Below are 19266 nucleotides of genomic sequence, written 5' to 3'. Positions count from 1 at the left end.
ACTTTGTGCGGATCGTCGTGGACGTCCCTAGAGGGTCTGATTGGTCTGTTGATCGTGTATCAGACGGATTTTCTGTTAAAGTTGAAGGCGTAACAGAGTACGAAACCGCTGATGTCTTTTCGCGTATTTCGACTTCACGAATAACCAAGATTGAGAATAAATTAGACTCGGGAAAACTGCTATTGTTTTCCGATTGTGATTGTCATGCGACAGCATTTTTGTGGAGACCCGACAAGCTCGTCATTGATGTTAATGACGGCCAAGCTTTGGCCGGAGCCATCAATGTGATTGAATCTACTCCCAAGCCAGAGGCATTAACTCTTCCTGTTTTGGCGTTATGGCCCACAGACTTAACTGCAAATGTTCTTAATTTCGCCCCAGTATTTGATTTCTCAGAACGTTCCAAAACGTGACGCAACTCGATGACCTTGAGCAGATTATTGTTGAAAGCCTCGCGCGCGCGACCACTCAAGGTTTGCTTGCACCGACGTCAAACTTAACGTCAGTGGAGGCAGCACCAATACATATAGACGCCCATTTCGGGAGAAATGAACCAGGGTTATCGGCTCATACCAGCATTGATTCGGCCATCACCCCATCAACGGCGGCAATTGACTCGTCAGGGACATGCTTGCCCCCAGAGCACTTTGATGTGTCTGACTGGGTGACCGATAAGACATTTGTAGATCGGGTAGCTCAAGCACGTGCGCATATTGTTAGCGAGTTTGACAAAACTGACCCAAATTTGGTCATTGAGCTTGCGCGGACATATTTGTTGTTTGGATTTGGGCGCGAAGCCAGGAGCGCACTTCTTGTCGACGGCGCAAACTCGAGAGAACGTGAGATTCTCATTCTTATGGGAACGATCGTCGACGGTGACGCGATCCTGCCAACGATGTTGAAACCCCAACTTAAGTGCCGTGGCGGTGAAGCCCTTTGGGCGTTTTTGGCGCAGCCCGCTGGATCAAGGGCTGTAGGTGATCGAAGCAGTATCCTTCGAGAATTCAGGCTGCTTCCCATGGATTTACAGAAACTCCTTGGCCCAGAATTGTCCAGCCGCTTTCGAAAGGTGGGTGATTTCGATGCTGCTGAAATGTTGCTAACGGCTCATTCCGACGAACTTGGCCAGACATTCGAGACAACAATTGCGAAGACCGAACTTCTGAACGATTTGGGAAAGAATGAAGAGGCCGCAGGAATTCTTGGTGAACTGGCGGCATCAGATTCTCGAATGACGCCAGAAGCGCTTATAGATTATCTTACTCATGCACCTGAAACAGAACTCGGAGTAGATCCCGAGGCAATCGCATTGGGCGACATTTTGCGCTATGAAAATAAGGGGAAATCTGTTGTTGGAGATTTAGCTGCGGCGCAAATCGAAGCACTAATTTCAATCGCAGATTTGAGTGCTGCTTTTCAGCTGCTGGAGGAGGAATCAGAGGCAATTGGCGCGCTGCGTAAAAATGAAATGAAATCCGCAGCGGTGCTTTCGGCGGCGGACAGCTACGAAGATGCCGTGTTTCTCGAATTTGCATTTTCTATGGATTTTGAAAATGTGGCGGCGGAGTCTCAAAATATCGTCGCAAGTAGATTGCTTGCTTTAGGGATGCCAGAACGCGCGGCAACGCTGGTAGATGGACCAGCGACAGGAACTACGATGATGGAGCGTCGCTATTTGCGAGCGCAAGCAGATGTTGATGTTGGTGACAGTAAAGCGGCCATGAGTGAACTGGCTGGTTTGTCAACTGAACGCGCTCAGAAATTACGTAGTCAGATTGAACTTGCCGCATCGGGACGCGAGGGGATTTCCCTAGTTGCTTATGGTGACGATTGGAAGTTGGGGAATTGGGCCGCGTTGTTGCAAGGCGATGATACGTTATTGCAAGGTATCTCACACTCAATGTTAAAAGAGATAGACCTCGCTGCTGACTCTGATGAGCCTCTCGCAGATGGGCGCCGCTTATTAACGCAAAGTTCCGAAATGCGAGATTTATTAGTCGATATGTTGTCTCGTTTTGAAGTCGTGGATTCAGACGCGCACCCTTAGCGAATTCCTTCGTTAGAAAATTATATCAGCCTTAGAGCTTATTTAGTCATTCTGAATCTGTCCCTTTGTCGTGACGTCGTAAGTGATCATTTTAGGCATCTTTCGTTTGATAGCGACAGGGCTTTTCCATTGAATGCTGAGTGCCGCCGCCTCGGACTTTAAACGCCATTGAAGTATTCGAAGATTGCCCCCTTAACCGAACGATGGGTTTCCTATGTATCGCGCCAGATCAATTCGGCCTTGATGGTTTTGACAAGCGTGAGGAAGATCAGGAACCCGTTCGGAAGATTGGTTCCACCAATGTAAAACAGCGTCGCTCTGTGCCCCGAATCTGGACTATTTTGAATTGGAGTTCCGACTGCTATTTTTGTGGCTGGAGCGTTGAAAGCATCCAAATTCACGGACGCCCAAAAGGCGGTTCTTGTTAAGTTGGACGATGAATTCACGACGGTTGCGGAGATTTGTCGCCTGTCTGGGATAAATCCGGCAACGTATTTCGATTGGAGTGTCGGTAGTAAAGAAAAGCGTCCTGTGGGCGGTTTTCCCGCCAAACAAATGTGAAAGAATGATGCCGTCAGAGATGCGCCGGTTGCGCGATTTGGAAGACGAGAAAAATCGGTTGAAAAGGATTGTCGCTGATCTGACGTTGGATAGAGAAATGTTGTGAGGCACGTTATCAAGCGAAACATCTAGGGCCGGATTGAAAGCGAGAGCCCGCCTTTCGAATGTGTTCTGATAGGCGGATATCGATCCGAAAGGCATGTAGTGTTTTGCGGTTTGACGGGCAGACATATCATGAGAAATCCCTTAGCACCGACCCGGCCGCGTTAAAAAAGCACATTAAGGGAATTTGCCGAACGGGTTTGCGATATGGATATCTGGTGTTCATTTTTTTGCTTCTATAAGAGGGTTGGCATGTGAATATTGAGAATACTTGTCGCATTTACAGTGAAATGGGGCTTCAATCGCGTAACAAAACGTCAAAGCTGCGGGTGAAAACCACGTTGCGAGATGACAGGCAAAATGCTGTCACAGGCAATGATGTTTGGGCGATGTGTTTTGTGCACGCCAGCTGGCAACGGGTCGCAACTTTACGCGTCCTGACGGTTTTCGACACATGTCGGTCATTACGTTCAAGTTATCGCGGCGAAGATGTCATAGACTCCTTGGAAAGGGTTGTCTTGAGATTGGTTGCCCCAAAACCATTCGCGTCGATGATGGGCCGGAATTCATCTCACGCGACTTGGATTTGTGGGCATATCACAAGGGCGTGGTTTTGGATTTTACCAGACCAGGCACGCCGACGTACGACGACTTCATCGAATGCTTCAGCCGCAAGCTCCGGCAGGAATGCTTAAATGCGCGTCGCCATTGTTGCTCGGACCAATCGCGTAACACTGACAGCTTCTTGAGCTTTGCTGAGGTGGCCGAAAAGTTGGAGCCTTTGCGTAAATAATACAATGAAGAAAGACCCTCATTGCGATCGGGAGCAAGTCACAGATCATGATCGTAAAATCAGAAGGTAAAGCCAACCCATCGATCTGACCAAAGCCGGAATTCTATCACCTACCTGTCGGCCCAGCCGCAAGTTGTTTGGGTGAGGACAGGAATTGAAGCACAGTCCTTTCGGGGTGTTTCGAAGGTATTCTCTTTGGCTGTGAGCGACGCTGGGTCTCCAAAAGCAGGACGGATTGATGTCACCTCGCCAGCGCCAGAAGGCCGGGCACGTCCAGATGCGCCTCCAGATGTTCGGCCAGCGCGTCGAGCGTTTCTTCGATGCGCAAGGCGTATGACGTGTTCGACGGTTGCGCACCAAGATCCGCCAGCCATGCGCGTCGAAACGCATCATCCGCGAACATGCCGTGCAGATAGCTGCCTGTAATGAGCCCACACGGCGATACCGCACCCTCTGGTCGTTCGTTCACATGGGCGAAGGGACGCGCACAGTCTGGTCCGTCGCTGCGGCCGATGTGGATCTCGTAGCCGGTGAAGGGCAGGTTCAGCATTGTATGATGTGCGCAAACTTCGGTCAGGCGTTTGTCGCCGCCCATAATGGTCGATATATTCAAGAGGCCAAGGCCCGGTGTGTCGCCCGGCGTGCCCTCAATGCCCATGGGGTCTGAGATGCAATTGCCCAGCATCTGATATCCGCCGCAGATCCCTAGAATGCGTCCGCCGCGCCTGTGATGTGCGATCAGGTCGATGTCCCAACCCTGAGCGCGCAGAAAGGCCAGATCACCGCGTGTCGACTTTGACCCCGGCAAAATGACCAGATCCGCGTCCGCCGGAATGGGTTGGCCTGTGGACAGTATTGTGACACGCACATTGGTTTCCTGGCTGAGGGGATCGAGATCGTCGAAATTAGCGATGCGTGACAGGCGCAGACAGACGATATGAAAACCCTCACCCCTCGACGTGTCCGCGATATCAAGCGCATCCTCCGCAGGCAGGCGCCACGCATCCGCAAACCACGGAGCGACTCCGAAACCGCGCCAACCGGTCATCTGCGAAATCGCCGCGTAGCCGTCGTCAAACAACGCGGGATCGCCGCGGAATTTGTTGATGATGAACCCCTTTATCCGATCTGCATCAGCTGTCGGCATCACCGCTTGCGTTCCGACGATCTGTGCGATCACGCCGCCCCGATCGATATCGCCGCACAGTACGACGGGGACGTCTGCGGCCTCGGCAAAGCCCATATTGGCGATGTCGGCCTGCCGCAGATTAATCTCGGCAGGGCTGCCGGCACCCTCGACAATTACCAGATCGTACTGCGCCCGCAGGCGTTGAAAACTGTCCAGAACGGCACCCATCAGCGCGGGCTTCAGCGCTGCATAATCGCGCGCTCGTGTCGTCGTCAGACGCTTGCCCTGTACCACCACTTGCGCGCCCATTTCAGTTTCGGGCTTGAGTAGGACCGGATTCATATCGGTATGTGCGGCCAACCCGCAGGCCATGGCCTGAAGCGCTTGCGCGCGTCCGATTTCGCCGCCATCTGCCGTCACGGCGGCGTTGTTGGACATGTTTTGCGGCTTAAAGGGCGCGACGGATAGGCCGCGCCGGCGGGCGGCACGGCAAAGCCCCGCCACCAGCATTGATTTGCCGACGTTCGAGCCGGTTCCTTGTATCATTAATGCGCGCGCCATGTCGCACTACATCTCGATGCCGTTTTGCGCCTTGATCCCCTCGCGGAAGGGATGCTTGACCAGCGCCATTTCGGTCACAAGATCGGCAGCCTCGATCAGCTCGGGCTTGGCATTGCGGCCGGTCAGGCACACATGCGTCATCGCGGGCTTTTGGTGCAGCAGAAAATCTACCACTTCGTCGATGTCCAGATAATCATAGCGCAGCGCGATGTTGATCTCGTCCAACAACACGAACTGAATTTCTGGCTTCAAGATCTGCTCTTTAGCGATTTTCCAGCCGTTTTGCGCAGCGGCGATATCGCGCTCACGGTCCTGCGTTTCCCAAGTAAAACCTTCGCCGGAAACAAAGAACTGGCATTCATCCGCGAAATGTTCACGCAAAAGGGTTTTTTCGCCGGTTTCCCAGTTTCCCTTGATGAACTGTACTACCGCGCAGGGCATGCCATGCGCGATGCAGCGCATAATCATTCCGAATCCGGACGAGGATTTACCCTTACCCGCGCCAGTATGGACCATGATCAGTCCCTTTTCTTCGGTCTTGGTTTCCATCATCCTGTCGCGAGCGGCCTTGATCTTGCGCATTTTTTCAGTGTGACGGGCGTTCAGATCAGTGGACATAGGATTTCCTTCGGCTTGACAGGGTGTTGGCTTTCGGCGAAAGCTGCGATTATGTTGGTGCCTGCCTCGGCAGGTGAAAAGGGAATGTGCAGCCGCGATGTGTCGCGGTCAAGTGCAGCCGCCCCCGCGACCGTGAACGGAAAGGCCGATCAACGCCACTGGCAACCGCCGGGAAGGCAGATCAGCCATAGGGCCACCCGCCCTGAATCCGTAAGCCGGGAGACCTGCCAGCACACGACGACGTAACCGGACGGGGTGTTCTGGTGTCGGGGTGATTCCGACTGTCGGAATATCCTCGCCATCTATACCTTCGTCCCATAATATGTGGGGCAGAGGACCATGAACGATCAGACAGAAACGCCAGTCAATCAAACTGAAGTGCTGGTTTGTGTCAAATGCCGGCGCGGCAGTGCCGAGCAGGGTGACGATCGCAGGCCCGGCCAGATGCTTTATGATGCGCTGGACGCTTTGCCGCTGCCCGAGGGCCTGCGCCTGACGCCGGTTGATTGCCTGCAAAACTGCGATCACGGCTGCACCGTTGCGCTGCGCGGTGGCGCGCGCTGGACTTATATATTCGCCAATGTCGACGAGATGGCAGGTCCCGCCATGATCCTTGACGGTGCGGCGCGATATCATGCGACCGCCGACGGGTTAATTCCGTGGCGCGAACGCCCCGAACATTTCAAGCGTAACTGCGTTGCACGCATTCCCCCATTGGAGACCACAAATGTCTGACCTTGCGAAACTCCCCGTCACAATCATCACTGGCTTTCTCGGCTCGGGCAAGACCACATTGGTGCGCCAGCTGATGCAGAATCCGGGCGGCAGGCGCCTTGCTGTGATCGTCAACGAATTCGGCGATGTGGGCGTCGATGGCGATATCCTGAAATCCTGCGCGATCCCCAATTGCCCAGCCGAAAACATCATAGAATTGGCGAATGGCTGCATCTGCTGTACCGTTGCCGATGATTTCATCCCGACTATCGAGGCGCTGATGGCACTCGACCCACGGCCCGATCACATCGTGATCGAAACCTCCGGGCTGGCCCTTCCCAAACCGCTGCTCAAGGCGTTTGACTGGCCTGACATCCGCTCGAAAATCACCGTTGATGGTGTCATAGCTCTGGCCGATGCCGAGGCGGTTGCGGCAGGACGGTTTGCGTCTAACGTGGCGCGCGTTGAGGCTCAGCGTCTGGCAGACGAGAGCATCGACCATGAAACGCCTTTGTCCGAGGTGTTCGAGGATCAGATTTCCTGCGCTGACATCATTCTTCTGACCAAACCTGATCTTGCCGGTCCCGAGGGCGTGGTCCGTGCGAAGGCGGTCATCGCGGCACAATCCCATCGCGTGGTCCCCGTGGTCGAAGTGGCCGAGGGTGTCATTGACCCGCGTATTATTCTGGGGCTTGAGGCTGCGGCCGAAGATGACACCGATGCGCGTCCCTCGCATCACGACGGGGCGGATGACCATGAGCATGACGATTTTGAAAGCATTGTCGTGGACATCCCCGAAGTCACCGATCCTGCCGACCTAGTCCGCGCTATCGAAGCGTTAGCCAATGACCATAATATCCTGCGCATCAAGGGCTATGCTGCTGTAGCGGGCAAGCCGATGCGCCTGCTGGTTCAGGCTGTGGGAGCGCGTGTGCGACATCAATTCGATCGCCCGTGGAAGCCAGATGAGGCTCGTGCAGGCCGGTTGGTCGTGATCGCCGAGCATCATGATATCAAAGCGGATGTGATTTGTGCGGCATTGGGCGCGGCGCGTACCGAGGCGGCTGAGTAACGCCATGCATGTTATATTCCGCGAAAGCCACGGGCTGGAAGAGACCGAAGCGCCAATGGATCTGGGGCAGATCGCCGCTGATCTGGTGGTGCTGTCGCTCTCGGATTCCGACCTCGGCGCTTTCGCGGAAGGCTGGCATCGCGGGGGAGGACCGGAGGGGCGGCTGCCCACGTTACGGCTGGCAAATATAGTCGCGCTCAAGCATCCGCTGTCGGTTGATACCTATGTTGAGCAGACGCTGAGCGGGGCCAAGGGGATCCTGATCCGCTTGATTGGCGGCGTGCCCTATTGGCCATACGGATTGCAGAGCATTCGGGCGCTGGCCCAGCAAAAAGGTATTGCGCTCGCCGTGTTACCCGCTGACGGTCGAACCGATACGCGATTGGACGAGATGTCGACGCTGCCGAAATCCACGCTGCGGCGGTTGGCGCATTTGTGCGACACCGGCGGCGCGGTCGCCGCGCAGGCGGCGCTGGCGCAACTCGCGCTAGCCGCAGGACTCTATGCCGGGCCTGTGCAGGGCACCAAATCATTGCCGCAGGTGGGGGCATGGACGCCCGAGCAGGGCGCATGCTGCCCGATTCTGGCGCTGGGCTCTGCACAGGCATTGGCGGGCCAGCCGCGCGTATTGCTAGTCTTTTACCGCTCGTATCTGGTGGCCGCCGATCTTGCGCCGATCACGGCTCTTTTTGACGCCTTCCGCGCGCGGGGCTTTGACGTGGTCGCACTCTTCGCGCCCTCGCTGAAATCGCCGGATGCTGCGGGCTGGCTGCGCCGCCAAATGGCCACGCTTGCTCCTGCAGCAGTCGTCAACGTCACAGCCTTTTCCGGCAAGGGGGCGGGTGGCACATCGCCGCTGGACGCCGCAGAGGTTCCGGTGTTTCAAGTGGCGCTGGCAACGTCCACGCGCAAGGCGTGGGCGGGGGCCGAGCGGGGTCTGTCGCCCGCCGATCTGGCGATGCATGTGGTGTTGCCAGAAGTGGACGGGCGCATCATGGGAGGTGTTGCCAGCTTTAAGGATCCGGGCAAGCGGGATGAGTATCTGCAATATTCCCGCTTTGCCCATCGCGCCGAGCCAGGCCGCATCGCGGCGATTGCCGACCGCGTTCAGGGCTGGACCCGTCTCGCGGCGCTACCTGCTGCTCAGCGGCGCGTTGCGCTGGTTCTTTCAACCTATCCCGGCAAAGATTGGAATATGGGCCATGCCGTTGGACTGGACGCGCCACAATCGGCGGAGGCGATTCTGGAGGACTTGCGCGGAGCAGGCTACAGTGTCGGGGCAAGTGGCGCATCGTTGCAGGAGGCGCTTTTGTCGCGCGTCACCGCTTGGCCGCTGGCAGATTACCAAATCGCTCTGGCGCGGCTACCCGAAGCTTTGCGCGATAGGCTGGTCAAAGACTGGGGCAATCCAGAGCAAGACCCAGATGCTCACGCAGGCGCATTTCACTTTGCCGCCACCCGCCGCGGCAATGTATGGATCGCGCTTCAACCCGAACGGGACACGCCCAAGGGTCGCGAAGACAGCTATCACGATTTAACCCGCACGCCGCGCCATGCCTATGTCGCCTTCTACCTTTGGCTGCAAAATCATACAGATGCGTTGGTGCATATTGGCGCGCATGGCACGCTGGAATGGCTGCCGGGCAAATCGGTGGCACTGTCTGACACGTGTTGGCCCGAGGTTCTCACCGGCGCGCTACCCGTGATTTATCCGTTCATCGTCAACGACCCCGGTGAGGCCGCGCAGGCCAAGCGGCGTATCGGTGCTGTCACGCTGGGCCATATCCCTCCGCCCCAGCGCACCAGCGGCACGCCAGAGAGGCTGGCCCGGCTTGAGGCGCTGCTGGACGAGTTTTCCAATGCCGATGGCCTTGATCCGCGCCGACGCGACCGGCTTCAGGGTGATATCCGGGACGAAGCGCAGGCGCAGGGGCTTGAGCAGGATCTGGGCCTTGATCGCGCCGGATGCAGCGCCGAGGCCATTACGCGGATTGACCGGTTCGTCTGTGATATCAAAGAAAGCCAGTTTGGCGAGGGGCTGCATATCTGGGGCCGCGCGCAGCAGGGCACGTCGCCCTTTGCCACAGCGCAATCGGTCGCGGGCGAGCGGCAGTCGCTGCTGGACGCGCTGGACGGGCGGCGCATTGCTCCGGGTCCGTCCGGCTCGCCCTATCGCGGTCGGCGCGATGTGCTCCCGACGGGCCGCAATCTTTACACCACTGATCCGCGCGCGGTGCCGACAAGGGCCGCACATGCGCAGGGCATTCGCTTGGCCGATGAGCTGATCCGACGTCATCTGCAGGACGAAGGTGACTGGCCACGCGGCCTGATCGTGGATCTGTGGGGTTCCGCCACGATGCGCACGGCGGGCGAGGAATTCGCCATGGCGCTGCATTTACTGGGGGTGCGGCCCGTTTGGGATGCGGGGTCCGAGCGTGTCTCTGGCATCGAAGTACTGCCGCTGGCCGAGATGGACCGCCCACGCATCGATGTGACGTTGCGCGTCTCGGGGCTTTTCCGCGATGTGTTTCCGACGCTGTCTGCGCTGTTTGCGCAGGCCGTACGCGCACTTGCTGCCCGCGACGAGGCACCTGACTGGAATCCTTATGCGGGGCAGAGCGATCCGACCCGCGTCTATGGCCCCGCGCCGGGGCAGTTCGGCCTTGGCATGGGCGCTGCACTGGACGACTATACCGATGCTGGCCGCGAAAAGGCGGGTCTGGCATGGCTCAATGCCAGTGCTTGGGCGCTGGATGGCGAGGCGGCGAAGCAAGATCTGGCCGGTATTCGTAGCCGTGTCGCGAAAGCCGACAGTTTCGTCCATCCACAGGATCTGCCGGAAACCGACCTCTTGCTAGCGAGCGATTACGCGGCGCATGAGGCCGGCTTTGCCGCAGCTCAGGCGATCACGGGTGGCAGGGCAGCTCTGTATCATTTGGACAATACTGATCCCGATCGCCCCCGCACGCGAAGCTTAACCGAAGAGATCGCCCGCGTCGTGCGTGCCCGCGCCGGCAATCGCGGCTGGATTGACGGCATGAAGCAGCACGGCTTTCGCGGGGCTGCCGAAATTGCGGCGACGCTGGATCACATGGCCAGCTTTGCGCATCTGGCGGGTGCTGTACCAGCGCATCTGTTTGACCTCTACCACGACGCGACATTGGGCGATCCGGAAACCGAGGGTTTTCTGCAGGACGCCAACCCCGAAGCGCACCGCGCAATGCAGGCGCGGTTTACCGCGCTGCTGGAAGCCGGGTTGTGGCAGACACGGCGCAATTCGGTGATGACCGGTTTGGAGGCGCGCGGATGAGCGTACCTATGGTAAAGGGCTGGTGCCCAGGCGCCTATCGCCCAATGATGGCAGCGGACGGGCTGGTCGTGCGCATCCGTCCGCGATTGGCGCGGCTGACGGCAGTGCAGGCGTTGGGCCTGTGCGATTTAGCACAGCATTTCGGTCATGGCTATCTGGACCTGACGAACCGCGCCAATCTGCAAATTCGCGGGGTGGCCGCAGGCGATCATGCAACGCTGTTGCACAGCTTGGGCGATCTCGGCCTACTCGATCCCGATCCCGCACTTGAGGGGCGCCGCAACATCCTTGTCACGCCGTTTTGGCAGACAGAAGACAGGACCCACCGCCTCACTCTCGCCTTGCTGGAGCGACTTAACGATCTGCCGGAGTTGCCTGCGAAGGTGGGCTTTGCGATAGATTGCGGAGCGCATCCGCTGTTGACAAACGACAGCGCAGATATCCGGATCGAGCGCGCTGCAGGCAGCTTGATCTTGCGCGCGGATGGTGCATCTATGGGGCGGGCAGTTACCGAAGAAAACGCAATCCCGGCACTGATCGAAATGGCGCATTGGTTGGCGAAACATAGCACGCCGGATCGGCGTCGCATGGCGCGCGTACTTGCCACGACATCATTGCCAACAGACTGGTGCGATGAACCCGCCCTGCCGGCCGCATCGCAACCGCAGATTGGCAAGCAAAATGGCGGCGCATTCATTGGCGCTGCATTTGGCCATGTGGATGCTGCCGCACTGGCGCGGGTGATCCGCGCGCAAAAGTTGACCGCAATTCGCCTCACACCGTGGCGCAAATTGTTTCTGGAGGGCGGTGCGCCCACGGATGAACCCGCTTTCGTCACCGATCCGGATGACCACCTGATGCGTGTAGACGCCTGCCCCGGCGCACCCTTTTGCCCCTCTGCTAGCGTCGAGACGCGCGCCCTTGCGCGGCGCATTGCGCCGCATGTCAGCGGCACGCTGCATGTCTCCGGCTGCGCCAAGGGCTGCGCACGCCAACGGCCTGCGGACCTGACGCTGATCGGGCGGGAGGGCAGGTTTGACATGCTGCGCCATGGCGTCGCAAGCGACACCCCCGAGCGATACGCGCTAAACTCCGACGAAATTCTTACCAAAGTGAGCGTAACAAGATGAGTTATAAATACCAGACTGATGGTGCCGCGATCTACGCGCAATCCTTCGCCATGATCCGCGCCGAGGCTGATCTGGGTCGTTTTAATCCCGATGAAGAGCCGATTGCAGTACGCATGATCCATGCGGCCGGAATGGTGGGACTGGAGCAACATATCCGCCTATCTGCGGGTTTTGCCCGCGCGGCTCGCGCCGCGCTTGATGCTGGCGCACCGATCCTGTGCGACGCGCGGATGGTCAGCGAGGGCGTGACGCGCACCCGTCTGCCTGCCGATAATCAAGTGATCTGCACACTCTGGGACCCCGCTGTCCCGGACCTGGCGCGCAAGATGTCGAACACCCGCTCTGCCGCAGCGTTGGAGTTGTGGCGCCCGCACCTTGGGGGTGCGGTGGTTGCCATCGGTAATGCGCCAACCGCGTTATTCCATCTACTGAACATGCTGGAGGATCCAGGTTGCCCGCGCCCCGCCGCGATCATCGGCTGCCCTGTCGGATTTGTTGGCGCTCGCGAGAGCAAGGACGCTCTCTGGGCCGATCAGCCGGTGCCTTGCTGCATAGTCGAGGGGCGGCTGGGCGGTAGCGCCATCACCGTGGCCGCGATCAACGCCATCGCGAGCCGCGCGGAATGAGCGGTACAACCCGGACAACCGGCACGATCTACGGCGTCGGGCTTGGCCCTGGCGATCCCGACCTGATGAGTGTGCGCGCCCACCGCCTTGTGACCAATGCCCGCCATATCGCGTTCTTCCGCAAAAAGGGACGGGCGGGCCGCGCACGCGGCATGGTCGAGGGGATGCTGCCCGAAGGCACTGTGGAGTTTGCTATGGAATATCCCGTCACCACGGAAATTCCGATAGCGCATCCTGACTACAACGCCGTCCTTTCGACTTTTTATGAGGACTGTACGGCCCATCTACGCAGTCTGGTCGAAAGTGGCGAGGATGTCGTTGTGCTCTGCGAGGGGGATCCATTTTTTTACGGCTCGTTCATGCATCTTTACACGCGGTTGAGCGGGGAGGTGCCCGTGCAGGTCGTTCCCGCAACAACTGGCATGTCGGCGGCGTGGACGGCCTCGGGCCAGCCAATCACATGGGGCGACGATGTGTTGAGCGTGCTGATGGCGACCCTGTCCGAGGATGACCTGAGCCGTCACATGGTGGCTGCCGATGCGCTGGTCGTGATGAAGATCGGGCGCAACATCGACAAGGTGCGTCGCGCCTTGCGCCGCGCGGGCAAATATGACGACGCGTGGCTTGTGGAATACGCCAGTATGGAAGGCGAGACCGTGCAAAAACTCTCAGACGCCGAAGGGCGTGTCACCCCTTATTTCTCTATCGTCGTCGTGCATGGCAAAGGGCGGCGGCCATGACCGGATCACTGACCATCGCAGGTCTGGGTCCGGGTGCAGATGATCTGGTGACACCGCAGGTGACTGGCGCGCTTGAACAGGCAACCGATGTCGTCGGCTACATTCCTTATGTGGCGCGCATCGCGCCGCGTTCAGGGCTGGTGCTGCATCCCAGCGACAACCGAGTAGAGCTGGATCGGGCGCGCCACGCGCTGGAAATGGCTGCGGCGGGCCGCCGCGTGGTTGTTGTATCCTCGGGCGACCCTGGGGTTTTCGCCATGGCAGCAGCGGTGTTCGAGGCGGTGGAGGCGGGGCCAGACATATGGCGTACCCTGAATATCGAGGTGCTGCCGGGCATCACCGCCATGCTAGCCGCTGCCGCGCGCGTCGGGGCACCTTTGGGGCATGATTTTTGCGCCATCAATCTCAGCGATAACATGAAACCCTGGTCGCTGATCGAAAAGCGCCTGCGCCTAGCCGCTGAGGCGGATTTTGCCATGGCTTTCTACAATCCGCGTTCAAAAGCACGCCCCGAAGGGTTCGCCCGCGTTCTGGACATTCTCAACGATGCCTGCCGCGATGCCCGTCCGGTAATTTTCGCCCGCGCAGTCTCGACGGAGGATGAGTGCATCCGCATCGTTGCCCTGCCGGACGCGCGCCCCGAGATGGCCGATATGCGCACCATGGTGCTGGTGGGAACATCGGCTACCCGGGTGATCGAAAGGGATGGCGCACCTTTCGTCTATACACCAAGGTCGGTGCCTGTATGACCCAACCACTTCAGTACTTCTTGCACGCAATGCGCTTCGGGCCGCGCCGGAAGGACGGGGCGGTCGATCATGAGGACGGGCAGACCCAACCGGCGAGCAGCGGCGATCTTGGCGAATGCGCCGGTGCCGCCGGAGTTTTTCGAAACAACAAGATTGATGCGGTGCTCGCGCATCAACGCCAGATCGCCCTCACTGCTAAAGGGGCCACGATCCTGCACGATCCTGCAGTCGGGAAAGGGCAGCGGCGCATCCGGCAGATCAATCATGCGCAGCAGGTAGAAATGCTGCTGGTTCACAGCAAACTCGGCCACATGCATGCGCCCGATGGCCAGCATGACGCGCAGCGCCGGACGGACCAGCGCCGCGACCGCGCCGGCAATATCCGGCACATGAGTCCACTCATCGCCTGGCTCGGCGTGCCATGCCGCGCGCGTAAGCGCGATCAACGGCACATTCGCAGCAGTGCAGGCGGCCACGGCATTGGCGCTCATCTGTGCGGCGAAAGGGTGGGTGGCATCGATCACATGGCTAATCGCGTGATCCTCAATGTAGCGCTTCAGCCCTGCTACACCACCAAAACCGCCGACGCGCTGCGGCAATGGTTGCCGCAGAGGTCGATTGACCCGGCCCGCAAAGGACACAGTGCCGTCGATTCCCGCCTCGCTCAGTCTTTGGCAGAGCGCTGTTGCCTCGGTCGTGCCGCCGAGGATCAGAAGGTTGTTCTTCATGGTTGACGCTCCGTGGTTGACCATCGTAGGAATGGGTGAAGATGCGCCGGACGGCCTGTCGCCTGCAAGTAATAACGCGCTGGCGGCGGCGGAAATCGTCATGGGGCCGCCAAGGCATCTAGGATTGCTGCCGGACCTCAAGGCGGAGACGATCGCATGGCCTGTGCCCTTCGTTGACGGCATAACGCGACTGCTGGAGTTGCGCGGGCGGCGCGTCGTGGCGCTGGCCTCGGGCGATCCGTTCTGGTTTGGCGCGGGCACTAGCATCACGCGGCATCTGACGCCGGGGGAGTGGACAGCTTTGCCCGGCCCATCGACTTTCTCGCTGGTAACCGCGCGGATGGGCTGGCCGCTGGAATACACTGAGTGCTTTGGTCTGCACGCAGCGCCGCTCACGCGGCTGCGCCCTGCGCTAGCAGATGGCGTTCGCATTATAGTGCTGCTGCGCGACGGTTCGGCACTGCGGGAATTGGCGGATTATCTGTGTCAAGCTGGGTTTGGCGCGTCTAATATGACTGTTTTCGAGGCTGTCGGCGGCCCACGCGAGCGGCGCACAGACAGTAAAGCGGCGGGTCTGCCGAATGTGGCTTTTGCCCATCCTGTCTGTGCCGCCGTTCAATTTTCTGGTGGAGGCGCTGCTCTGCCACTCGCCAGTGGAAGGCCAGATGTATGGTTCGACAGCGATGGCCAGATGACCAAGCGGCCGGTTCGCGCCCTTACCCTGTCGGCGCTGGCGCCGCGCCCGTTCGAGCATCTGTGGGACATTGGTGGCGGCTCCGGTTCGGTTGCCATCGAATGGCTACTGGCGCATCCCAGCCTCAATGCCACCACTATTGAACCACGCGCGGACCGCGCCGCGCGGATCGCGCAGAACGGGGCGAGGCTGGGCGTGGACCATCTGATCGTCGTGCAGGGCGCGGCGCCCGAGGTACTGTCAAATCTGCCTCTCCCCGATGTGGTCTTTGTTGGCGGAGGGCTGAAGCAACCGCTGTTGGACTGGCTAGTGGCGCATTTGCCCGAAGGCACAAGGATCGTCGCCAATGCCGTGACGCTGGAAACTGAGGCGTTGCTGACGCAAGCCCACGCGCGTCTGGGTGGCGATCTGTTGCGAATCGAGCTGGCTCAGGCGGCGCCGCTCGGGGCAAGAACTGGTTGGAAATCCAGCTATCCGGTCGTTCAATGGAACGCCACACTATGATCGTGGCTGGGTTCGGATTTCGCGTAGGGGTCGGCTTGGACAGCTTGCGTGCGGCGTTGGCTTTGGCGTGTGAAGGCGTATACCCTGACCTGTTGGCAACGGCGGCTGGCAAGGAGCACAACGCCGCGTTGCGGGCCTTGGCGGATGAGATGGGTCTCAGAATCCATCCTGTGATGCCCGAGCGACTTATAGCCCAGATGACCTGCACTCAGTCGCAAGTTTCACAAGCCGCCCATGGCACCGGCAGCGTAGCCGAGGCGGCGGCGCTGGCGGCGGCCGGCTTCAATGCGCGGCTGATTGCAGCGCGGCACATCTCACCCAATCGCATGGCCACCTGTGCCATGGCAGAAGGAGACGGACATTGACCATTCATTTCATCGGAGCTGGTCCCGGCGCGCCGGACCTTTTGACCCTTCGGGGGCGCGATCTGATCGCGTCCAGTCCGGTCTGCCTTTATGCTGGATCGCTGGTGCCGGAGGAGATCTTGGGCCATTGCCCGGAGGGCGCGCATATTGTCAACACCGCGCCAATGGATCTGGAGGCGATCATCGCTGAAATGCAGCGCGCGCATGGTGCGGGACAGGACGTGGCGCGGCTGCATTCGGGCGATCTATCCATCTGGTCCGCGATGGGCGAGCAGATGCGCCGCCTGCGCGCCTTGAATATTCCCGTGTCGGTCACACCCGGTGTTCCGTCCTTTGCCGCCGCTGCGGCCGCGCTGGGGGCCGAGTTGACGTTGCCGGGCCTTGCGCAATCGGTGGTGCTGACCCGCACGCAGGGGCGCGCATCGTCGATGCCTGAGGGCGAGACGCTGCTAAACTTCGCCGCTACCGGTGCGACGCTGGCCATTCACCTGTCGATCCAGAACCTAGACCATGTGACAGACAGCCTGACGCCCGCCTATGGCGCAGATTGCCCGGTTGCCATCGTGTTCCGTGCGTCATGGCCAGATGAACGGATCATACGCGGTACACTGGGCGATATCGCCGGACTGATGGATGCGGACATCACGCGCACGGCGCTGATCCTTGTTGGGCCTGCCTTGGGCGGGGAAGGGTTCGCGGAAAGCTGCCTTTACGCTAAGGATTACGATCGGCGCTACAGACCGCAAACTGCAGGTAGCCCTTGGACCAATTGGAGTGACAAAGATGAGTGATGCACCGGGAATCATGATTTCGGCCCCGTCCTCGGGGACCGGCAAAACAACGGTGATGTTGGGCCTTTTGCGGGCGCTGGCAGAGGACGGGATGCGGGTGCAGCCGTTCAAATCGGGGCCGGATTATATCGACCCGGCGTTTCATCTGGCCGCTGCCGGCCGCGCGTCCTTCAACCTTGACACATGGGCAATGGGGGAGGGATTGCTGAACGCCATCGCGGCGCAGGCCAAGGGAGCCGAGATTTGCGTCGCCGAGGGGGCGATGGGGCTTTATGATGGCGTCGCCACGCGTGGGCAGAGTGGCTTTGGCACCAGTGCTGAAACCGCGCTGCGCATGGGGTGGCCCGTGGTGCTGGTTGTCGATGTCAGCGGGCAAGCGCAATCGGCGGCGGCGGCGGCGCTGGGATTTCGGATGTATAACCCCGACGTTCCTTTTGCCGGTGTGATTTTGAATCGCGTCGCGTCGCCACGTCACGAGCGGCTGGCGGCAATGGGCATGGAAAAGGCCGGATTGAAGGTGCTGGGTGCCTTGCCAAGGCGCGGTGATTTGACCCTGCCCGAGCGGCATTTGGGCTTGATACAGGCAGTCGAGCATCCCGATCTGGAGGCAGCCATCGCGGGCTATGCCGTATTCCTGCGCGAATATGTAGATCTGGAGGCAATTAAGGCTGCGGCGCGCGGCAAGCCCGCTGGACAAGGAGGCGTGTTGCCTGCGCCGCCAGCACAACGCATCGCGTTGGCGCAGGATGCGGCGTTTTCCTTCACATATCCGCATCTGGTGGAGGGTTGGCGCGCAGCGGGCGCCGAGGTGTTGCCATTTTCGCCGCTAGCGAATGAAGCACCGGATCCCGACGCGGATTTGATCTGGTTGCCCGGCGGATACCCTGAACTGCACGCGGGTCGACTGGCGGCGGCAAATCATTTCCTTGCCGGTCTGCGGCGCCATGCCGAAACGCGGCCCGTCCATGGTGAATGCGGCGGCTACATGGCGCTAGGTGCGGCGTTGATCGACAAGGAGGGGCAGAGTCACGAGATGGCTGGACTTCTTGGGCTTGTGACTAGTTACGAGAAACGCAAATTCCATCTGGGTTACCGGCAGGCCGAACTGCTTGCGCCCGTTCCGGGATATCCGAAGGGGACGCGGCTGCGAGGTCACGAATACCATTACTCCACGATCCTTGAGCAGCCTGATGCGCTGCTGGCAGCAGTCGCAGACGCCGACGGCAATCCCGTGCCTGAAACCGGATCGCATCGCGGTCATGTTACCGGCACTTTCTTTCACCTGATTACGGCGGAGGGCGCATGACCGGTTTTGTTAGCTTCGTCGGGTCCGGCCCCGGAGATCCGGAGTTGTTGACGCTGAAGGCCGTGGACCGTTTGCGCCGCGCCGATGCGGTGCTGTTCGATGATCTGTCCTCGGGACCGATCCTGGGTCATGTGCGCCGCGGTGCGGATCTAATTGGCGTGGGCAAAAGGGCCGGCCGCGCCTCGCCGCGCCAGCATCATGTCAGTCGGCTTTTGGTAGAATACGCGCAGACCAATCAACGCGTTGTACGGTTGAAATCCGGCGATAGCGGACTTTTTGGCCGGCTAGAGGAAGAACTGATTGCACTGCGTGAGGCGGGCATTCCTTATGAAATCATTCCTGGCGTGCCATCGGCCATTGCAGCGGCCGCCGCCGCTGGCATTCCGCTGAGCCGGCGGCTGAGCGCGCGGCGGGTGCAATTTGTAACCGGTCACGACATCACGGGCCAGTTGCCCGAGGATATGAACCTGCCTGCACTGGCCGACCCTATGGCCTTAACCGTAGTTTTCATGGGTAAGCGCACGTTCCCCAAGCTTTATGAGGTGCTACACGCCCACGGTCTACCGGCCGATACGCCTGCGCTATTAGCCGAGGATGTCAGCGGCCCCGATCAGCAGCTGACCCGGATGAGCGTTGCCGCACTGGCGGATCAACTGAAGGCCGAGATTGGCGATGCGCCTGCGCTGATCCTCTACGGTCCGCTGGCGGAGGAGTGAATTATTGTTT

At 59.6% G+C, this 19266-nt stretch carries 17 protein-coding genes, 1 pseudogene and 1 riboswitch; of the genes and pseudogenes, 15 read left to right on the top strand and 3 right to left on the bottom strand.

The features are described 5' to 3' along the window. Nucleotides 1–17: 17 nt before the first annotated feature. From ACXLHR_RS13820 to ACXLHR_RS13810, 3 genes and pseudogenes are all read left to right on the top strand, one after another. Nucleotides 18–413 (top strand): hypothetical protein, encoded by a 396-nt coding sequence (locus ACXLHR_RS13820; RefSeq protein ID WP_458791975.1) that lies wholly within the window; start codon nucleotides 18–20, stop codon nucleotides 411–413. Next, nucleotides 410–2047, top strand: coding sequence for a hypothetical protein (locus ACXLHR_RS13815; RefSeq protein WP_458791974.1), 1638 nt, complete (start codon nucleotides 410–412; stop codon nucleotides 2045–2047). The genes ACXLHR_RS13820 and ACXLHR_RS13815 overlap by 4 nt, the downstream gene beginning before the upstream one ends. A 381-nt stretch (nucleotides 2048–2428) precedes the next feature. Next, nucleotides 2429–3592 (top strand): annotated as a pseudogene (locus ACXLHR_RS13810) (integrase core domain-containing protein). Between the two features lie 152 nt (nucleotides 3593–3744). Here the strand turns inward: ACXLHR_RS13810 and ACXLHR_RS13805 are convergent. Next, a complete protein-coding gene (locus tag ACXLHR_RS13805; protein ID WP_458791973.1) occupies nucleotides 3745–5193 on the bottom strand; it encodes a cobyric acid synthase in 1449 nt (482 codons plus the stop codon). Between the two features lie 6 nt (nucleotides 5194–5199). Beyond that, a complete protein-coding gene (gene cobO, locus ACXLHR_RS13800; RefSeq protein WP_458791972.1) occupies nucleotides 5200–5811 on the bottom strand; it encodes a cob(I)yrinic acid a,c-diamide adenosyltransferase in 612 nt (203 codons plus the stop codon). A 38-nt stretch (nucleotides 5812–5849) separates the two neighbouring features. After that, a riboswitch (cobalamin riboswitch) is annotated at nucleotides 5850–6057 on the top strand. A 93-nt stretch (nucleotides 6058–6150) separates the two neighbouring features. Here cobO and ACXLHR_RS13795 point away from each other — a divergent pair. Genes ACXLHR_RS13795 through cobJ form a run of 7 tightly spaced genes read left to right on the top strand, consistent with a single transcriptional unit; the run spans nucleotide 6151 to nucleotide 14152 of the window. Further along, on the top strand, nucleotides 6151–6546 hold the full coding sequence (locus tag ACXLHR_RS13795; protein ID WP_458791971.1) for a DUF1636 family protein: 396 nt from the start codon (nucleotides 6151–6153) through the stop codon (nucleotides 6544–6546). Next, nucleotides 6539–7597 carry a cobalamin biosynthesis protein CobW gene (gene cobW / locus ACXLHR_RS13790; RefSeq protein ID WP_458791970.1) on the top strand — a complete coding sequence of 353 codons (1059 nt, stop codon included), beginning with the start codon at nucleotides 6539–6541 and terminating at the stop codon, nucleotides 7595–7597. The genes ACXLHR_RS13795 and cobW overlap by 8 nt, the downstream gene beginning before the upstream one ends. 4 nt (nucleotides 7598–7601) lie before the next feature. After that, nucleotides 7602–10907 carry a cobaltochelatase subunit CobN gene (gene cobN / locus ACXLHR_RS13785; protein ID WP_458791969.1) on the top strand — a complete coding sequence of 1102 codons (3306 nt, stop codon included), beginning with the start codon at nucleotides 7602–7604 and terminating at the stop codon, nucleotides 10905–10907. Continuing rightward, a complete protein-coding gene (locus ACXLHR_RS13780) occupies nucleotides 10904–12037 on the top strand; it encodes a cobalamin biosynthesis protein CobG (protein ID WP_458791968.1) in 1134 nt (377 codons plus the stop codon). Before cobN ends, ACXLHR_RS13780 begins: the two co-directional genes overlap by 4 nt. Then, nucleotides 12034–12663 carry a precorrin-8X methylmutase gene (locus ACXLHR_RS13775; RefSeq protein ID WP_458791967.1) on the top strand — a complete coding sequence of 210 codons (630 nt, stop codon included), beginning with the start codon at nucleotides 12034–12036 and terminating at the stop codon, nucleotides 12661–12663. Before ACXLHR_RS13780 ends, ACXLHR_RS13775 begins: the two co-directional genes overlap by 4 nt. After that, nucleotides 12660–13403 carry a precorrin-2 C(20)-methyltransferase gene (locus ACXLHR_RS13770; RefSeq protein WP_458791966.1) on the top strand — a complete coding sequence of 248 codons (744 nt, stop codon included), beginning with the start codon at nucleotides 12660–12662 and terminating at the stop codon, nucleotides 13401–13403. The genes ACXLHR_RS13775 and ACXLHR_RS13770 overlap by 4 nt, the downstream gene beginning before the upstream one ends. Then, the gene (gene cobJ, locus ACXLHR_RS13765; protein ID WP_458791965.1) at nucleotides 13400–14152 is read left to right on the top strand and encodes a precorrin-3B C(17)-methyltransferase; all 753 of its coding nucleotides are present in this window, start codon (nucleotides 13400–13402) and stop codon (nucleotides 14150–14152) included. The genes ACXLHR_RS13770 and cobJ overlap by 4 nt, the downstream gene beginning before the upstream one ends. Here cobJ and ACXLHR_RS13760 read toward each other — a convergent pair. Then, entirely contained in the window at nucleotides 14125–14880 is a 756-nt protein-coding gene (locus ACXLHR_RS13760) for a cobalt-precorrin-6A reductase (RefSeq protein WP_458791964.1), read from the bottom strand. The genes cobJ and ACXLHR_RS13760 overlap by 28 nt on opposite strands. Here ACXLHR_RS13760 and cbiE point away from each other — a divergent pair. The 5 genes from cbiE to cobA are packed head-to-tail and all read left to right on the top strand — an operon-like array spanning nucleotide 14879 to nucleotide 19256. Further along, the gene (gene cbiE / locus ACXLHR_RS13755; RefSeq protein ID WP_458791963.1) at nucleotides 14879–16078 is read left to right on the top strand and encodes a precorrin-6y C5,15-methyltransferase (decarboxylating) subunit CbiE; all 1200 of its coding nucleotides are present in this window, start codon (nucleotides 14879–14881) and stop codon (nucleotides 16076–16078) included. The genes ACXLHR_RS13760 and cbiE overlap by 2 nt on opposite strands. Then, nucleotides 16060–16443, top strand: coding sequence for a cobalamin biosynthesis protein (locus tag ACXLHR_RS13750; RefSeq protein ID WP_458791962.1), 384 nt, complete (start codon nucleotides 16060–16062; stop codon nucleotides 16441–16443). Before cbiE ends, ACXLHR_RS13750 begins: the two co-directional genes overlap by 19 nt. Then, nucleotides 16440–17234 (top strand): precorrin-4 C(11)-methyltransferase, encoded by a 795-nt coding sequence (gene cobM / locus ACXLHR_RS13745; protein ID WP_458791961.1) that lies wholly within the window; start codon nucleotides 16440–16442, stop codon nucleotides 17232–17234. Before ACXLHR_RS13750 ends, cobM begins: the two co-directional genes overlap by 4 nt. Continuing rightward, complete coding sequence (locus ACXLHR_RS13740) at nucleotides 17227–18540, top strand: cobyrinate a,c-diamide synthase (protein WP_458791960.1); 1314 nt, start codon at nucleotides 17227–17229, stop codon at nucleotides 18538–18540. Before cobM ends, ACXLHR_RS13740 begins: the two co-directional genes overlap by 8 nt. Further along, nucleotides 18537–19256, top strand: coding sequence for a uroporphyrinogen-III C-methyltransferase (gene cobA / locus ACXLHR_RS13735; RefSeq protein ID WP_458791959.1), 720 nt, complete (start codon nucleotides 18537–18539; stop codon nucleotides 19254–19256). Before ACXLHR_RS13740 ends, cobA begins: the two co-directional genes overlap by 4 nt. The last annotated feature ends 10 nt before the right edge of the window (nucleotides 19257–19266 follow it).

Source organism: Yoonia sp. MH D7 (assembly GCF_054439475.1).
The sequence above is the reverse complement of the archived record's forward strand: the minus strand, read 5'-3'. Positions and strand labels throughout refer to the sequence as shown.